Genomic DNA, 16048 nt, shown 5'->3' with positions numbered 1-16048 from the left:
TCACAGGCTCAGGCCGCGTCTGGTCATTTCGGCCGCCGCGAGCGGCTGCAACGGCGAGGCCGCGTCGTGGGCGAAGATATCCGCCAGATCGAGCAGCGATTCGTCGTCGAGCCGGCCGATCGAGGCCGCGATCTGCGCCAGCGTGGTCGCTGTTTGCGCCGCCGCGATCCCCTGTCGCTTCGTTCTGAGTCTGAGCATGCCCGTCCGTTAGCAGAGCGCGCGCCACGAGGGCAGATGCCTTTGCGCGTGCCGCACGGCCCCTCCGGCACCCGATCGCGGTCGACGCGATCGATCGGCGGGTGCGTGACGGCGCCCGGTCCGGCGGCTATGACGGGGGGCGACCACGCGCGGCCGGGACGGCTCGCTTCACCCGCGGTCGCGGTCGGGGAGCGTGCGATATGATGGCGGCAATCATCCTGTGCCTGGTGGCCGACGTGCCCGACGGCACGACGCTCCTGTGCCGCGACCGGGCGCGGATCCGGATCGCGGGGCTCGAAACCGGCGATCGTGCCCCGCCGCGCGGGCGCAGGGCGCTGGCCGCGCTGACGATAGGCAAGACCGTGTCGTGCCTGCCGGCCGGCAACGAGGGGCCGTATATCGTCGCCAAATGCGCCCTGCCCGACAAGCGCGACCTCGCCTGCACGCTGATCCGCGCGGGTGCGGCGGTGCGATCCGACGTGGCGTGGCGACGCTACGGCCTGGGCGACTGCTGATCCGCGCAGGGACGCGCCCGACACGGAACGGGAATGGCGCCGCTTTGCCGTGACGCGGGCCGGGGTTCGGGGGTTTGACGATGTCGGCGAAACGGGAGGGGTCCGTGCCACCGCCGCCTGTCGACCCGCCCTGCGTACCATACGAAAAAGCCGCCACCCCCTGCTCCGGGATGACGGCTTTCCCTCGCCCGCGGGCCGTCCGGTTCAGGCGAAGCGGACGGTGGTGACGACCCGTGCGCGACGGCGCATCGCAAAGCCGACGGCACCGGCGCCGACGATCATCATCAGCCACATCGATGGCTCCGGCACGGCGCCGGTCAGGTTGAACTGGCGGTTCATCTCGTTGAACGCGGCCTGCTGCACCGCGGCGGTCGGATGGATACCGTCGAACGAGAAATAGCCGGTGCACGCCGGGAAGGCCGCCGCCCCCTGACAGGTGCCGCCGTCGGCGCGCGTCGGGTCGGGCTGGATGAGGTTCGCCGGCAGGCCATAGGCGGTGGGGTTGGTGGTGATCTTCTGGAAGAAATCGAGGTAGCTGAAGCGGTAGAGCGTCGAACCCGGCGCCAGGTTCAGGTTGCCGAGCGCGGTCGACAGATAGCCCTCCGCCTCGATCGACAGCGACAGCCCGTCGCCGGTGGCGACCGGGAAGCCGGTGATGAGGAAATTGCGCGCGCCGAGGTTGCTGAGCGTCTGGATTCCGCCGGCATAGGTCGTGGCGGCGTTCATCAGGAACGCGCTGTCGCTGGCGAACCCGGTCGGCGCACCCGCCGCCTGTGCGGCGAAGATGTCGTTGCCGCCGAAGTTCAGGACGTACAGCCCGTTGGGATCGACCGCCTTGCCGGTCGCCAGATAGCCGCTGTAGAGCCCGAGCTGCTCGACGAGATCGGGTACGTTGGAGGTCGTCGTCGCCCGTGCGCCGCCGAAGGCGAAGTTCGTGCCGCCCTGCAGCGAGGCCACCGTCGCCGTGCCGTACAGCCGGAGGCTCAGCAGGTCGGTATAGTCGTAGCCATTGGTGAAACGACCGTTGAAATACCCCTGCGCCGGGTTGGCACCGAACCCCAGCGTCCGGATGTTACCGGCATCGACGAGGCTGTCGCCGAACACCGTCAACGAGGTGTAGCGTGGTTGCGCGACCTGTGCCGCGACCGGGCTCGCCAATACCGCAAGCGCGACCGCCAAGCCGCCAATGGCCCTTCTGCTCATCCTGTCCTCCTGTTTTATCGTTATGGTTAACGAAGTTATCAGGGGGATGGCGGACTGGCAAACGGTCCTTTCCGTGCCAATCCGGGACGGATGACGGCGGCGGGCGCGGGCATGAAAAAAGCCGCCGTCCCTTCCGGAACGGCGGCTTCATCCATGCCAAGACGTAAGGCTTAGGCGAAGGTGACGGTCGTGCGGACCTTCGACTTGCGCTTCGCCGAACGGAGCGCGAAACCGACGACGCCCATGCCGAGGATCATCATCGCCCATGCGGCGGGCTCGGGAACCGCGGTCGCCGACGGAATGAAGGTCAGCTGGCCGCCGTAGGCGCCCGCGCCGCGCGACACGTAGTTGACCGTCAGCGTGTTGAGCTGGAGCGCGGTGATCGGCACCATGTTCGCGAACGCCACTTCGAACAGACCACCGTCCGTCTTGGTGAGGTTGGCGAGCGAGCCGTTGATGAGCACCGAGGTGAAGTCGAGATCGGTCGAGCTCTGCAGCATCGACGAGCTGGTCGACACCGTGCCGCTGCCGAAGCCGTTGGCGCCGAGCGTGAACGTGAAGGTATCGGTGAAGGTGCCGATGCCGATGCCGGAGTTGCCGAAATTGCCCGAGATGGTGCCGTTCGGCCCCGGCGTCGCGGTGAAGTTCGGGCTGCCGACCGGGAAGTTGGTCGCGCTGGCCGCCGGTGCGACGGCGAATGCGGCTACCGCCGCCAAGGTCGTGATGATCGTCTTGTTCATGGTCTACTCCTGTTACTGCGACAGCGTCGCTGCCACCGCCGCCCCCGCAGATCGACTAACCGAATCCCGAACGACAACCAAGCTTACATTTACGAAAGCTTTACCAGTTCGTCGCAAATCCCGCTGTGCGGGTGTCCCGCTTTGACGCAAAAGGCCCGAGCGGCTGAAAAATCGTCGGCGGGCCAGATGCATAAGCGGTCACGCCCAAGTCCGCCGCACCGCAACACCGCTTCGTCGCCTTGTCGGACGGCCCATATGGACTTGCGACAAACCCGGCTTCTACACCATCGGGCAAGCGCACAGGACAAGACTAACCAAGCATTCCTGTCGTGATCGGAGGAGACGGGGCAGCGTCATCGAGGTGCAGTGGACGGCAAAGGCCGGCACGCACCGCGATCGGCTTGCCCGGGGTGGTTTAAGCATTTCTTAACCAGGACATCGTAGGCGCGGTAGAAGTCATTCTACCGGCAATGTGCTTTGCGTTCAGGAAGTTGCGGGGGTTTTCAGTATGGCGTTTCTCGCACGTGAATCGTACGACCATGCAACCGGCGGGGGCGCGGACTTCGGTCGCATCGCCCCCGGGTGCCTGGAATGTCACACGCCGCTCGATTCGAGTTTTCGGCAGACGAAATCTTCGAACTATAAGATAAGACTTGCCGATTCCGACGATCATCGCAGCCAGGCGCGTTTGCTCATCAACCGCATGTATGAATGGCGCGGTTACGGTAACGACCATGACATACCGGCGACGCCGAGCCATTTGACCTTCACCGCGCTCGACTGTTGCCGGACGATCGGCACGGTCACGCTCGCCGTCGATTCCGCGATGGGTATTGCCGCAGACGGGCTGTTCCGCGCCGAGATCGATGCGATCCGCGCGCAGCCGGGGGCCAGGGTCTGCGAACTCACCAAGCTTGCCTTCGATGCGGGCGCGCCGTCGAAGCCGATGCTCGCCGCGCTGTTCCACATCGTCTTCATCTACGGCTACCGGCAGCATTATTGCACCGACCTGTTTATCGAGGTGAACCCGCGCCACTGCCGCTATTACGAGACGATGCTGGGCTTTTCGAGGGTCGGCGACGTCCGCCACCACGAGGCGGTCGAGGCGCCCGCGCAGCTGATGTGGCTGAAGGTCGACGAGATCCGCCGCCGCGTCGAAGCCAGCAAGCACGTCGCGAACCGCTCGCTGTACAACCACTTCTTTTCACCGAAGGAAGAGGACGGCGTCTTCGCCCGGCTGGTCAGCGACCGCGAATACCCCCTGCACTGACGCCCGGGCGCCGGCCGGCACGCGCCGACACCGCCTCAGGCGTCCGCGCGCAGGCGGTAGCCGACCCCCAGTTCGTTGGCGATGACGCTGCCGACCGGTCCCGGCTGTTCCAGCTTCTGGCGCAGGTTGCGGATGACGATGCGGAGGTATTCGATGCGCGGGTCGTCGTCTCCGCCCCAGGCGGCGGCAAGCATGCCCTGATGCGTCACCACCCGGCCGACATGACGGGCGAGCACGGCCAGGACGTCATATTCCTTGCGGGTGAGGTGCAACTCCTCGCCGCCGCGCCGCACGGTCCGGCGATCGAGATCGATGACGATGTCGCCATGCCGGACGATCGTCGGCGCCGGCCCGGTCGCGCCGCGATGGCGCAGCGCCGCGCGCAGCCGTGCGAGCAATTCCTCGGTATCGAAGGGCTTGCCGACGAAATCGTCGGCGCCGAGGTCGAGCGCGGTCACCTTTTCCTCCACGGCATCGCGCGCGGACACCACCAGTACGACCGCGTCGCCGTCGGCGCGCAGCAGCGGGATCAGGCCGAGGCCATCGCGATCCGGCAGCCCGAGGTCGAGCAGCACGGCGGCGGGATGCTCGGCCGCCGCCTGGCGCAGCGCCTGCCGCCCGTCCTGCGCTTCGACGACATCGTACCCGGCACGCATCAGCGTGGTGCGCAGCAGGCGGCGGATGGCGGCTTCGTCGTCGACGACGAGGATCCGGTCGGGCATGTCAGGTAAGACCCTCTGGCGCGCGATCGCGGACGATCAGGTGCGATGGAAAGACCAGGGCGAAGGCGGCGCCGGCGCCGTCGTCGCGGTTCGCGGCCTCGACCGCGAGGCCCATCGCCTCGGCGAACGCCTTGACGATGGCGAGGCCGAGCCCGGTGCCGCCGGCGGCACGATCGGAGCCCTCCAGCCGCCGGAACGTCTCGAACACCTCCGCCTCCCGCCCCGGCGGCAGGCCGGGGCCGTGATCGCGCACGACCAGGCGGAGTTCGCCGAAGCGATGGCGCCCTTCGATGACGATCTCCGTCCCCGGATCGCCGTAGCGGCCGGCGTTGTCGAGCAGGTTGAGCAGGCAATGGTGCAGCAACTGCGGGTCGGCGCGGACCAGCGGCAGGTCGGGCGGCACGTCGAGCCGCACCGCATGCCCCTCCAGCGCGCGCCGCGCGTCGTGCGCCGCGCCGGTCACCGCGTCCTCGAGGTCGGTCGGCTCGATGGCCAGCGTCAACGCCCCCGCCTCGACCCGCGCCATGTCGAGCAGATTGGCGACGAAACGGTTGAGGCGGGCGGATTCGGTCTTGATCGTGGCGACCAGTTCGGGCGTTGTGCCGTGGTCGAGCTGGTCTGCGGCGGCGATGACCGCGGTCAGCGGCGTGCGCAGGTCGTGGCTGACCGACGACAACAGAGCGGCGCGCAGCCGGTCACGCGTCCGGACCGTCTCGACATCGCGCATCTCGACCTCCAGCCGCAGCCGTTCGAGGACGAGCGCGGACTGGTCGACGAGGCTGCCGAGCAGCGGCAGCTGGTCGGCGCGGATCGGTGCGGCCGTCGTGTCGCGCGCGACGCCGAGCACGCCGAGCACGCGGCTACCCGCCTGCAACGGCTGGAACAGCCATTCCGACGCGGCGAGCGTGCCCGACCCCTTGCCCGCCGCCGTGCCGGTGTCGAGCGCCCAGGTCGCGGCGGCGGTATCCATCGTGTCGAGGCGATAGGCCGGATCGCTCGCCGCGAGGATCTCGAGCTGCGTCCCGGTGCCGGGAACGAGCAGAATCGCCTGTACGTCGAGCAGCCCGCGGACGTCGTCGCAGATCATCTGCGCCGCCACGTCGATGGCGTTGACGCCCGCGATCTTGCGCAGGAACCCCGCCAGCATGGCGTTGGTCCGCGCGCTCGCCGCGGCCATGTCGGCCTGCGCCCGTACGCGCGCGGTCAGCTGGCTGGTCGCGATCGCGATGCCGAGCAGCACGAATACGGAAACGAGGTTTTCGGGATTGCTGATGCTTAGCGTGCCGACCGGCGGCAGGAAGAAGAAATTGTAGGCGAGGCTCGACGCTATGCCGGCGTAGAGCCCGGTCCGCAGGCCGTACAGGCTCGCCGCGGCCATCACCGGCAGCAGGTACAGGAGCGCGACGTTGCCGAGATCGAGGACGTGGAACAGCGCGCTCGCCGCGGCGGTGACGCCCGCGACCATCGCGGTGGCGACCGCATAGCCAGCCGGGGTGCCCCATCCCGCCGGCCGGCGCCGTCCCCGCTCGCGGCCACCCTCCCCCGCGGCGACGGGCAGCACGTGGACGGTGACCCCGGGCGTGTCGCGGATCACCCGGTCGACGATCGAACCGTGCAGGAATTCGAACCAGCGCGACCGGCGCGACTTGCCCATCACCAGCTGCGTGGCGCGGGCATCGGCCAGGAAGCTCTGGATGCCCGTCACCACGTCGGTCGCAGGGACGGTCGCGACCGCCGCGCCCAGCTGCGTCGCCAGCGTCATCGCGGCAGCGACGCGGCGGTGCTGGATGTCCGAGAAATGCGCCGCGCGCGGGGTTTCGATGAAGACCGCGGTCCATGGCGCGTGCAGTCCGTCCGCGACGCGCTTGGCGGCGCGCACCAGCGTGTCCGCGCCCGCCAGCTCGTTGATCGCGACGACGATCCGGTCGCTGCCCGCCCAGGTGCCGCCGAGCCCCAGCGCGCGGACGTCGTCCAGCATCCGCGCGTCGACCGCCTGCGCCGCGCGGCGCAGCGCCAGTTCGCGCAATGCCGACAGGTTGGATTTCGAAAAGAAGTGCGACAGCGCGCGGGTCGCCTCGTCGGGCAGGTAGACCTTGCCCGCCCGCAACCGTTCGATCAGCTCGTCCGGCGGGATGTCGACGACCTCGATCTCCGCCATCTCCAGCACGCTGTCCGGCACCGTCTCGCGCACGCGGACGCGGGTGAAGCTCGCGACGACGTCGTTCAGGCTTTCGACGTGCTGGATGTTGACGGTCGAATAGACGTCGATCCCCGCGGCAAGCAGTTCCTCGACGTCCTGATGGCGCTTGGCGTGGCGGCTGCCGGGCGCGTTGGTGTGCGCGAGTTCGTCGACGAGGACCAGCCGGGGCGCACGGGCGAGGATCGCGTCGAGGTCCATCTCGTGCAGCGTCCGGCCGTCGCGCGCGATCGCGCGCCGCGGCATGATCTCGTGCCCGCGGGTCAGCGCCTCGGTGTCCGCGCGGCCGTGGGTCTCGACCACGCCGACGACGACGTCGACCCCGTCGCGGCGGCGACCGGCCCCTTCGGACAGCATCTCGAAGGTCTTGCCGACGCCCGGCGCGGCACCGAGGAACACCTTCAGCCGCCCCCGCCCCTCCTGCGCGGCGGTGCGCAGCAGGGCGTCGGGATCGGGGCGTCCGTCGGTCGGTCCCGTCATCGGCGCGGGCGGGTGGCTGGCGATGCGGCGTCGAGCGCGCGGTTGAGCGCCAGCACGTCGACGTGGGGATCGCCGAACGGCGAGGTCGCGGTGGCCTCTGCGACCAGCGTCCGGACGCGCGCCACCGGCAGGCCGCGGACGCGGGCGACGCGCGGCGCCTGCGCCAGCGCGGCGGCGGGCGACAGGTCCGGATCGAGCCCTGAACCGCTGGCGGTGACGAGATCGGCGGGCATCGCGCCGGCTACGCCCTCGGCCCGTCGCCGCGCCACGTCGGGCGTCACGCGATCGACGAGCGCCTTCGCCGCGGGGCCGAGGTTGGATCCCGAGGACGCCAGCCCGTCATAGCCCTTGCCCGCCGCGGATGGCCGTGTCTGGAAGTAGCGGTCGGTGACGAATGCCTGGCCGACGATGCGCGACCCGATGACGGTGCCGCGCGCATCGCGCACGAGGCTGCCGTTCGCCTGCGCGGGAAAGAGCGCCTGGCCGATGCCGGTCATGGCGAGCGGGTAGACCAGCCCGAGGAGCGCGGCGAACAGGATCGTCATCACGATCGCGGGCCGCAGCGCGGAGGAGAAATCCTTGCCCATGTCTGTCTTTCCTTAGGCGAGACCGAGGCCACCGACCACAAGGTCGATGAGCTTGATGCCGATGAACGGTGCGACGAGGCCGCCGAGGCCGTAGATCGCGAGGTTGCGCGCGAGCAGCGGTCCCGCCGCCATCGGGCGGTAGGCGACGCCGCGCAGCGCCAGCGGGACGAGGCAGGGGATGATGACCGCGTTGAAGACGATCGCCGACAGGATCGCGCTTTGCGGACTGCCGAGCCGCATCACGTTGAGCACGCCGAGGCCCGGATAGAGCGCGACGAACATCGCGGGAATGATCGCGAAATATTTGGCCACGTCGTTGGCGACCGAAAAGGTGGTCAGCGCGCCGCGCGTCATCAGCAGCTGCTTGCCGAGGCCGACGACCTCGATCAGCTTGGTCGGATCGCTGTCGAGGTCGACCATGTTGCCCGCCTCGCGCGCCGCCTGCGTGCCGGTGTTCATCGCGACGCCGACGTCGGCCTGCGCCAGCGCGGGCGCGTCGTTGGTACCGTCGCCGCACATCGCGACCAGCCGGCCACCCGTCTGTTCCTTGCGGATCAGCGCCAGCTTGTCCTCGGGCGTCGCCTGCGCGAGGAAATCGTCCACTCCGGCCTCCGCCGCGATCGCCGCCGCGGTCAACGGGTTGTCGCCGGTAATCATGACCGTGCGGATGCCCATCTGGCGCAGCTCGCCGAAGCGTTCGCGGATGCCCGCCTTCACCACGTCCTTGAGGAAGATCGCGCCGAGCAGGCGGCCGTCCTGCGCGACCGCGAGCGGCGTGCCGCCGGCACGCGCGATCTCGTCGGTGATGCGGCGCAGCTCGGTCGCGGCGGCGGTCTCGCCCGATCCCGGGTGCGCGCGCAGGATCGAATCCACTGCTCCCTTCTGGATCAGCGTGTCGCCGATGCGCACGCCCGAGATGCGCGTCTGTGCGGTGAACGGCACGACCTCGGCTCCGGCGGGCAGCGCGACGGTGGCGACGTGGAACGCCTCGCGCGCGAGCAGGACGATCGAGCGCCCCTCCGGTGTCTCATCGGCGAGGCTCGCCATCAGCGCGGCCTCGGCCAGTTGCTGGACGCCGGTGCCGGACACCGCGCGGAACTCGCTCGCCTGGCGGTCGCCGATCGTGATCGTCCCCGTCTTGTCGAGCAGCAGGACGTCGATGTCGCCCGCCGCCTCGACCGCGCGCCCGGACTTGGCGAGCACGTTAAAGCGCACCAGCCGGTCCATGCCCGCGATGCCGATCGCCGACAGCAGCGCCGCGATCGTCGTCGGGATGAGCGTGACGAGCAGTGCCGCGAGGATCGCGACCGGGATCGATCCGCCGGCGTAGCTGGCGAAGCCCGGGATGGTCGCGACCGCGATCAGGAAGATGATCGTCAGGCCAACGAGCAGCAGCGTCAGCGCGATCTCGTTCGGCGTCTTCTGCCGCTCGGCGCCCTCGACCAGCGCGATCATCCGGTCGAGGAAGCCCTTGCCGGGTTCGACGGTCACCTTCACCCGGATTTCATCGGAAATGACGCGTGTACCGGCGGTCACCGCCGAACGGTCGCCGCCCGCCTCGCGGATCACCGGCGCGCTTTCGCCGGTGATCGCCGCCTCGTTGACCGACGCGACGCCGGCAACCACGTCGCCGTCCGACGGGATCAGGTCGCCGGTCTCGACCAGCACGATGTCGCCGACGCGCAGCTGGCTCGCGGGCACGGTGTCGACCTGTCGCCCGTCGCCCTTCAGCCGCTTGGCGGTGAGCTCCGCCTTGGCGGCGCGCAGGCTCGCCGCCTGCGCCTTGCCGCGTCCCTCGGCGAGCGCTTCGGCGAAGGTGCCGAACAGCACGGTCAGCCACAGCCAGACGACGAGTTGCAGCTTGAAGCCGATCGACAGGTGATCCTGTCCGACCACCAGCAGCAATGTCATCAGCGCCGCGACCGCGGCGGTGACGAACATCACCGGATTGCGGATCAATTCCCGCGGATCGAGCTTCCGGAACGACGCCGTGATCGCCGGCACGACGAGGTCGGCGGTGAACAGGCTCTTTGCGTTTTGGGCCATGTCGGTCTTCCGATCAGAACAATTGGCCGCGGATCATCGAGAGATGATCGGCGATGGGACCGAGCGCGAGGCCCGGGAGGAAGGTGAGGCCGCCGAGGATCAGGATGATGCCGACCAGCAGCCCCACCCACAGCCCGCCCGTCGTCGGGAAGGACCCCGCGCTCTCGGGCGTATGCCGCTTCGCCGCGAGGCTGCCGGCGATCGCCAGCATTGGCACGATCACGAAGAAGCGGCCGAGCCATATCGCGACGCCGAGCAGCCCGTCGTAATAGGGCGTGCTGGCGGTCAGCCCGGCAAAGGCCGACCCGTTGTTCGCCACCGCGCTGGTGAAGGCGTAGAGGATCTCCGAAAAGCCGTGCGGCCCCTTGTTGAGCGGCCCGGCAAGGCCCTGCGGCAGCACCGACGACAGCGCGGTCAGCCCCAGGATGACGAGCGGCAACACCGCGATCGCGAGCACCGCGAGCTTGACCTCGCGTGCCTCGATCTTCTTGCCGACATATTCAGGCGTGCGGCCGACCATCAGCCCGGCGACGAAAACCGCGAGGATCGCGAACAGCAGGAAGCCGTAGATGCCCGCGCCCACGCCGCCGACGACGACCTCGCCCAATTGCATGTTGAACAGCGGCACGAGCCCGCCCAGCGCGGTGAAGCTGTCGTGCATCGCGTTGACCGCGCCGCACGACGCCGCGGTGGTGACGACCGAGAACAGCGCGGAGGCGGCGATGCCGAAGCGTACCTCCTTGCCCTCCATGTTGCCGCCCGCGACGCCGAGGTGATGCAACACCGGATTGCCCGCGGCCTCCGCCCAATAGGTGACGGCGGTGCCCGCGAGAAACAGGAGCATCATCGCCGACAGGATCGCCCAGCCCTGCCGCGGGTTGCCGACCGCCTTGCCGAAGCACCACGTCAGGCCGGTGCCGATGACGAAGATCGACAGCATCTGGACGAAATTCGTCAGTGCGGTCGGGTTCTCGAACGGATGCGCGCTGTTGGCGTTGAAGAAGCCGCCGCCGTTGGTGCCGAGCATCTTGATCGCCTCCTGGGTGGCGACCGGGCCGAGCAGGATCGACTGGCGTGCGCCCTCCAGCGTCTGCACGTCGACGACGCCGGCGAGCGTCTGCGGCACGCCGCTGGCGATGTAGAAGAGCGTCAGCGCGACGCAGAGCGGCAGCAGCAGGTAAAGCGTGATCCGGGTGACGTCGGCCCAGAAATTGCCGACCGTCTTCGCCTCGCGCCGCGCGAAGCCGCGAAACAGGGCAAATGCGAGCGCGATTCCCGTCGCCGCCGACAGGAAGTTGTGGATCGTCAGCCCGAGCATCTGGGAGAGGTTCGACATCGTGCTCTCGCCGCCATAGCTCTGCCAGTTGGTGTTGGCGGTAAAGCTGATCGCGGTGTTGAACGACAGGTGTTCGCCGACCCCGGAAAGACCCTGCGGGTTCCCCGGCAGCACGCCCTGCAGGCGCAGCACCGCATAGGTGAACGCCATCAGGACCGCGTTGAACAACAGCATGTGCACCGCATAGCGGCGCCAGCCCTGCTCTTCCGCGGGATTGATGCCCGACAATCGGTAGAAGCCGCGCTCGACCGGGCCGAGCAGGCGATGGAGCGGCGTGCGCCGCCCTTCGTAGAGGGCGAAGAGCCACAGGCCGACGGGCTTCGTCAGCGCGAGCAGGATGCCGGTAAAGGCGAGGATCAGGAACCAGCCCTGAAATGTCATCGCTCCGCCTCCTTCAGAAGCGTTCGGGGCGGATCAGAACCGCCACCAGGTAGACGAGAAGGCCGAGCGCGGTCAGCGCCGCGAGCCAGAGGTCGAGGGTCATCGCATCACCTCAGGCGTTGTCGCACAGGCGGACGTAGGCGAGCGTGAGCGCCACCAGTCCGATCATGATCGCGATCCAGAGCAGGTCCTGCATGGGGCATGTCCTATCGAAGGTTCAGAAGGCGGCGGTGAGCGCGGCGACGACGGTGCCGCCGGCGATGCTGCCGGTGCCGTCCTGCCCCCGGCTGAAGGCGGGGCGCAGATACGCCGACCCGCTGGTCGAGATGTCGGTGTCGACGTAGCTGACGGTGAAGGTCAGCCGCCGCCACGCGACGTCGGCGCCGAGCGACCAGTCCCAATAGGCGCCGGTCGGCGTGACCGCGGTGGCGTTCGGGCCCAGCCCGTCCTGCCCCCGGCTATGGCCGATATGTGCCTTGGCGGTGACCGGCGTGCCCGCCAGCGCCAAGGCGCCGTCGCCCGACAGATACAGGTTGTCGGCGCGCGCTCCGGGATGATCGTAGACGCCGGCCGCCGCGCTCGCGCCGCCGTCGTACCATGTGCCGATCGCCTGCTGCGGCGGCGCATAGGCAACGGCCGCGGTCAGCGTCGCGGGCCCGCGCGTGCCGGTCAGCCGGGCATAGGGTTCGGCGAAGTCCGTCTTGTCGGCGCCACCGGGGTACATGTACCAGGTCACGCCGACGTCGAGCGTCGCATCGTCCGCGAGCCTGGCCTTGTAGCCGCCGATCAGGTCGAGTTCCATGTTGGCGCCGCCGAACGTTCCCCAGCCGGCGAGGTTCGATCCCCACACGCCGGCATAGGCGCCGCTGGCATGGGTCACGGTAATCCCGCCCTGTACCGCCATATCGCGGTCGGACTGCGACACGCCGCGGAACCTGTAGTCGGAGACGATCGCCGCGGAGCCGCCGACCGACAGCGGCGGCGCGGCGGCCGGGTCAGTCGCCGATTGCGCCTGCGCGGCGATCGGACTGGCCAGAAACACGGCGCCCATCGCCGCCTGACGGAAACTCATCACTGCACCCCTCGGTCGGCGCACGTCACGCGACGGCGCCTTCAGGGATGGGCGATTAGGCGCACCCGGCGTAGCAATTCGAGATCGATTCCGGGAAAAGGCATATAGCGCGCATAGGGTTGGCGCATTTTTTCCGGGGCTCCCGCGCGGCCCGCATCCTCAATGTTCGCGGAACGAGGACCAGAAGCTGCCGACCAGCGGTTCGAGCGCATAGTCGAGCGCGGTGCGGCGCTTCAGCGGGATCAGCACCTGGACCGGCATGCCGGCGCGCAGGCTGAACGCTTGCCCGCGCACGCCGCGGATCAGGCGCAGCTGGTCGCGGGGCACGGCGACGTCGGCGGTGAAATAGCTCTGGCCCGTCTTCTCGTCGGCAAAGCTGTCCGCGGACAGGCGCGTCAGCCGGCCCGACAGGCTGGGCAGCGTGCGTTCGTGCAGCCCGGAAAAGCGGACCAACGTGCGCTGCCCGATCGCGAGGTCGTCGGCATCGTCGGGCGCGATGCGCGCCTGGATGCGCAGCGGCGCGCCTTCGGGGACGATGTCCATCAGCTTCTGGCCGGGCGAGACCACGCCGCCCGGCGTGAAGATCGACAGGCCGACCACCGCGCCGGTCGCCGGCGCGCGGATCGCGGTGCGGGCCAGCTGGTCGCGCGCAGCGGCCCATTTCGGCAGCACCTCGCCGAGGCTGTTTTCGACCTCGCGCAGGTCGGAGGCGGTCCGTTCGCGGAAGCTGCGCTGCGCCTCCAGCGTCTGGATCTCGCTTTCGCGCGCGGCGCCGCGGGTCTGGGCGACGCTGGCGTCATATTGCCCGCCCTGCCCGCGCAGTTCGGCCCGCGCGCGCTCCAGCTCGCGCATCCGCGTCTGCGACACGAAGCCCTTGTCCGCGACGGGTTTCAACGCAGCGATCTGTTCGTCGATCAGGCGCAGCTGCTCCTGCGCGGACGCCGCCTGCTCGCGATAGCCGCGCCCCTGTTCGCCCGACTGCACGACGCGTTGCCCCAGCGCGCCGCGCTGCGCCGACAGCACCGCGCGGCGCGCCGCCAGTTCGGTCTGCTGCAACCGCATGGCCAGCGCCGCATCCGCCCGGTCCTCGGCGGAGAGGGCGGCGAAGGCGCGCGGCGGCGTGACGACGGGCCGGTCGAGCTGCTCCGCCTCGAGCCGCGCCCGCTGCGCCAGCAGCCGGATCGCCTGCGCCGCCAGCGCGCGTTCCTGCGCCTGCACCTCCGGCGCGGCGAGTTGCAGCAACAGCTGGCCCTGCGTCACCCGCTGCCCGTCGCGCACGAGGATGCGGCCGACGACGCCGCCGTCGCGATGCTGCACCGACTGGCGCTGGCCAGCCACGATCAGCGTGCCGGGCGCATAGGCGGCGGCATCGAGCCGGGCGACGGCCGCCCAGCCGATGAACCCCACGAAGAACGCCAGTCCGATGCCGATCCCGACGCGGATGTCGCGCGTCGGATCGGCGAGCGGCGGCACGCCTGCGGCGGTCGATCCGGCCTGCGCCGGGGGCAGCGCCACGGTCATGCGCGCGTCGCCACGGCCGGCTGGACGATGCGGCGGACCTGCGGCGGCGTGATCTTGGGCAGCACCTCGTCGCGCGGGCCATAGAGATCGACCCGGCCCTCGCGCAGCACCAGCAGCTTGTCGACCACCGGCAGAATGCCGAGCTTGTGCGAGACGATCAGCACCGTCGCCCCGCGCGCCTTGAGTGCGGTCAGCGCCGCGGTCAGTGCCGCGTCCCCTTCCGCGTCGAGGTGCGCGTTGGGCTCGTCGAGGATGAGGATCGCGGGATCGTCGTATACGGCGCGCGCCAGCGCGATCCGCTGCGCCTGCCCCGCCGACAGCCCGCGTCCATCGAGGCGCAGGACATGGTCGTAGCCGTTGGGCAGCCGGCGGATCAGCGCATCGGCGCCGACCCGTTCCGCCGCGGCGACCACCGCGGCGTCGACCGTCACCCGGTCGGCACCCGTCTCCGCCGCGAAGCGGGCGATGTTTTCCGCCACGGTGCCCGCGAACAATGCGGCGTCCTGTGGCAGATAGCCGATGTGGCCGGCCAGCCGCTCGGGATCCCAGTCGCGCGCGTCGGCGCCGTCGAACCGGACCGTGCCGCGATCGGGCAGCTGCGCGCCGGCGATGGCGCGCACCAATGTGGACTTGCCCGCGCCGCTCGGCCCGACGATCGCGACGATGTCGCCGGCCTCGATCGCGAACGACACCGCGTTCACGATCGCGGTCTGGCGCGTGTCGTCGAGGATGGTGACGCCCTCCAGCGCGATCTGCCCGCGCGGCGGCGGCAGCCGGGTGACGTCGGCCTGCGCCGGTGTCGTCGCCAGCAGATTGGCGAGGCTGCGATAGCTCTGCCGCGACTGCATCGTCGACCGCCACGTCCCGATCAACTGCTCGATCGGGGCGAGTGCGCGCGCGATGAGGAACGAGGAGGCGAAGATCGCGCCGCCCGATATCCGGTTGTCGATCGCGAGCAGCGCGCCGAGGCCGAGCGCGAGCGACTGGAGCGCCAGCCGCACGAACCTGGTGGCCGTCAGATAGCCGCCGGCGCTGAAGCTGACCTCGGTCTGCGCGACCAGCATCGCCGCGCGCCGGCGCATCTGGCGCGCGACCATCGCGCGACGCATGCCGAGCGCGCGGATGCTGTCGGCCGCGCCGAGCAGCGCATCCTGGCTGGCGTAGGAGGCGGAGGCCACCGCCTGCGCCTGATCCTGCCGTGCTCGGGTCGCGCGCGACGCGATCCATGCGATCAGCGGCAGCAGCGTGCCGCCGAGCAGCGCGACGCAGCCGATCCAGGGGTGCACCAGGAAACAGGCGAGGATGTAGATCGGCATCCACGGGGCGTCGAACAGCGCGAGGATGCCCGGCCCGGTGAGCGTGCTGCGCATCGTGTCGAATTCGCGCAACGCCTGCCGCGCGACCGGCAGCTCGGGCCGGCCGAGCGTCGCATCGAGGATCAGCGGCGCCAGCAGCGCATCGAGCTGGACCCCCGCCCGCACGAGCAGCCGCCCGCGGATGCGATCGAGCAGTGCCAGCGTCCCCAGCGCGAACAGCAGCACGAGCGTGAGGAACAACAGCGTCTGGAGCCCCTGCGTCGGCACCACCCGGTCGTAGACCTGCAACATGTAGATCGTCGGGACGATGTAGAGCAGGTTGACGAGCGCGCTGAACCCGGCCGCCGCGACGAAGTGGCGGCGGCACGACGCCAGCGCGCCGCGCATGACGTCCGATACGGGCGGCAATGCCACCTCAGCCCGCCGCGGCCGGGTGCGGCGCGGCATGTCGGCAAGGGCGCCCG

14 protein-coding genes are annotated in these 16048 nt (G+C 69.8%); 2 read left to right on the top strand and 12 right to left on the bottom strand.

What is annotated here, in order from left to right; genetic code table 11:
- Entirely contained in the window at positions 1-198 is a 198-nt protein-coding gene (locus LPN01_RS08650; protein WP_262827974.1) for a hypothetical protein, read from the bottom strand.
- 200 nt (positions 199-398) lie between these two features.
- Here LPN01_RS08650 and LPN01_RS08645 point away from each other — a divergent pair, with 200 nt between their 5' ends.
- Complete coding sequence (locus tag LPN01_RS08645; RefSeq protein ID WP_262827973.1) at positions 399-713, top strand: hypothetical protein; 315 nt, start codon at positions 399-401, stop codon at positions 711-713.
- 204 nt (positions 714-917) lie between these two features.
- On the opposite strand, the gene LPN01_RS08640 is transcribed toward LPN01_RS08645, so the two are convergent.
- Both LPN01_RS08640 and LPN01_RS08635 read right to left on the bottom strand, forming a co-directional pair.
- On the bottom strand, positions 918-1916 hold the full coding sequence (locus tag LPN01_RS08640; RefSeq protein ID WP_262827972.1) for an SGNH/GDSL hydrolase family protein: 999 nt from the start codon (positions 1914-1916) through the stop codon (positions 918-920).
- A 170-nt stretch (positions 1917-2086) separates the two neighbouring features.
- Positions 2087-2656: an FxDxF family PEP-CTERM protein gene (locus LPN01_RS08635; protein WP_262827971.1), complete on the bottom strand. Its 570-nt coding sequence runs from the start codon at positions 2654-2656 to the stop codon at positions 2087-2089.
- A 508-nt stretch (positions 2657-3164) separates the two neighbouring features.
- Between LPN01_RS08635 and LPN01_RS08630 the strand changes: the two genes are divergently transcribed.
- Positions 3165-3926, top strand: coding sequence for an N-acyl amino acid synthase FeeM domain-containing protein (locus LPN01_RS08630; RefSeq protein WP_410482819.1), 762 nt, complete (start codon positions 3165-3167; stop codon positions 3924-3926).
- A 35-nt stretch (positions 3927-3961) separates the two neighbouring features.
- Here LPN01_RS08630 and LPN01_RS08625 read toward each other — a convergent pair whose 3' ends face one another.
- The 9 genes from LPN01_RS08625 to LPN01_RS08585 all read right to left on the bottom strand — a co-directional run bounded on the left by LPN01_RS08625 (position 3962) and on the right by LPN01_RS08585 (position 15998).
- Positions 3962-4648: a response regulator transcription factor gene (locus LPN01_RS08625; protein ID WP_262827969.1), complete on the bottom strand. Its 687-nt coding sequence runs from the start codon at positions 4646-4648 to the stop codon at positions 3962-3964.
- Between the two features lies 1 nt (position 4649).
- Positions 4650-7325 carry a sensor histidine kinase gene (locus LPN01_RS08620; RefSeq protein WP_262827968.1) on the bottom strand — a complete coding sequence of 892 codons (2676 nt, stop codon included), beginning with the start codon at positions 7323-7325 and terminating at the stop codon, positions 4650-4652.
- The gene (gene kdpC / locus LPN01_RS08615; protein ID WP_262827967.1) at positions 7322-7912 is read right to left on the bottom strand and encodes a potassium-transporting ATPase subunit KdpC; all 591 of its coding nucleotides are present in this window, start codon (positions 7910-7912) and stop codon (positions 7322-7324) included. The genes LPN01_RS08620 and kdpC overlap by 4 nt, the downstream gene beginning before the upstream one ends.
- A gap of 12 nt (positions 7913-7924) precedes the next feature.
- Entirely contained in the window at positions 7925-9958 is a 2034-nt protein-coding gene (gene kdpB, locus LPN01_RS08610; RefSeq protein WP_262827965.1) for a potassium-transporting ATPase subunit KdpB, read from the bottom strand.
- 13 nt (positions 9959-9971) lie between these two features.
- Complete coding sequence (gene kdpA, locus LPN01_RS08605; protein WP_262827964.1) at positions 9972-11675, bottom strand: potassium-transporting ATPase subunit KdpA; 1704 nt, start codon at positions 11673-11675, stop codon at positions 9972-9974.
- 13 nt (positions 11676-11688) lie between these two features.
- A complete protein-coding gene (kdpF, locus tag LPN01_RS08600) occupies positions 11689-11778 on the bottom strand; it encodes a K(+)-transporting ATPase subunit F (RefSeq protein ID WP_037531783.1) in 90 nt (29 codons plus the stop codon).
- Positions 11779-11892: 114 nt separating this feature from the next.
- Complete coding sequence (locus tag LPN01_RS08595) at positions 11893-12747, bottom strand: TorF family putative porin (RefSeq protein ID WP_262827963.1); 855 nt, start codon at positions 12745-12747, stop codon at positions 11893-11895.
- Between the two features lie 159 nt (positions 12748-12906).
- Positions 12907-14268, bottom strand: coding sequence for an HlyD family type I secretion periplasmic adaptor subunit (locus tag LPN01_RS08590; RefSeq protein ID WP_262827962.1), 1362 nt, complete (start codon positions 14266-14268; stop codon positions 12907-12909).
- Complete coding sequence (locus tag LPN01_RS08585) at positions 14265-15998, bottom strand: type I secretion system permease/ATPase (protein WP_410482818.1); 1734 nt, start codon at positions 15996-15998, stop codon at positions 14265-14267. The genes LPN01_RS08590 and LPN01_RS08585 overlap by 4 nt, the downstream gene beginning before the upstream one ends.
- Positions 15999-16048 lie beyond the last annotated feature (50 nt).

Origin of the sequence: Sphingomonas sp. A2-49 (assembly GCF_025548555.1) — a bacterium.
Taxonomy (GTDB): Bacteria; Pseudomonadota; Alphaproteobacteria; order Sphingomonadales; family Sphingomonadaceae; genus Sphingomonas.
The sequence above is the reverse complement of the archived record's forward strand: the minus strand, read 5'-3'. Positions and strand labels throughout refer to the sequence as shown.

Excerpts from the sequence above, each read along its gene's own strand:
- kdpA (WP_262827964.1), bottom strand. The coding sequence starts at position 11,675 with ATGACATTTCAGGGCTGGTTCCTGATCCTCGCCTTTACCGGCATCCTG.
- kdpB (WP_262827965.1), bottom strand. The coding sequence starts at position 9,958 with ATGGCCCAAAACGCAAAGAGCCTGTTCACCGCCGACCTCGTCGTGCCG.
- kdpC (WP_262827967.1), bottom strand. The coding sequence starts at position 7,912 with ATGGGCAAGGATTTCTCCTCCGCGCTGCGGCCCGCGATCGTGATGACG.
- LPN01_RS08635 (WP_262827971.1), bottom strand. The coding sequence starts at position 2,656 with ATGAACAAGACGATCATCACGACCTTGGCGGCGGTAGCCGCATTCGCC.
- LPN01_RS08620 (WP_262827968.1), bottom strand. The coding sequence starts at position 7,325 with ATGACGGGACCGACCGACGGACGCCCCGATCCCGACGCCCTGCTGCGC.
- kdpF (WP_037531783.1), bottom strand. The coding sequence starts at position 11,778 with ATGACCCTCGACCTCTGGCTCGCGGCGCTGACCGCGCTCGGCCTTCTC.
- LPN01_RS08595 (WP_262827963.1), bottom strand. The coding sequence starts at position 12,747 with ATGAGTTTCCGTCAGGCGGCGATGGGCGCCGTGTTTCTGGCCAGTCCG.
- LPN01_RS08590 (WP_262827962.1), bottom strand. The coding sequence starts at position 14,268 with ATGACCGTGGCGCTGCCCCCGGCGCAGGCCGGATCGACCGCCGCAGGC.
- LPN01_RS08650 (WP_262827974.1), bottom strand. The coding sequence starts at position 198 with ATGCTCAGACTCAGAACGAAGCGACAGGGGATCGCGGCGGCGCAAACA.
- LPN01_RS08640 (WP_262827972.1), bottom strand. The coding sequence starts at position 1,916 with ATGAGCAGAAGGGCCATTGGCGGCTTGGCGGTCGCGCTTGCGGTATTG.
- LPN01_RS08625 (WP_262827969.1), bottom strand. The coding sequence starts at position 4,648 with ATGCCCGACCGGATCCTCGTCGTCGACGACGAAGCCGCCATCCGCCGC.
- LPN01_RS08630 (WP_410482819.1), top strand. The coding sequence starts at position 3,165 with ATGGCGTTTCTCGCACGTGAATCGTACGACCATGCAACCGGCGGGGGC.
- LPN01_RS08645 (WP_262827973.1), top strand. The coding sequence starts at position 399 with ATGATGGCGGCAATCATCCTGTGCCTGGTGGCCGACGTGCCCGACGGC.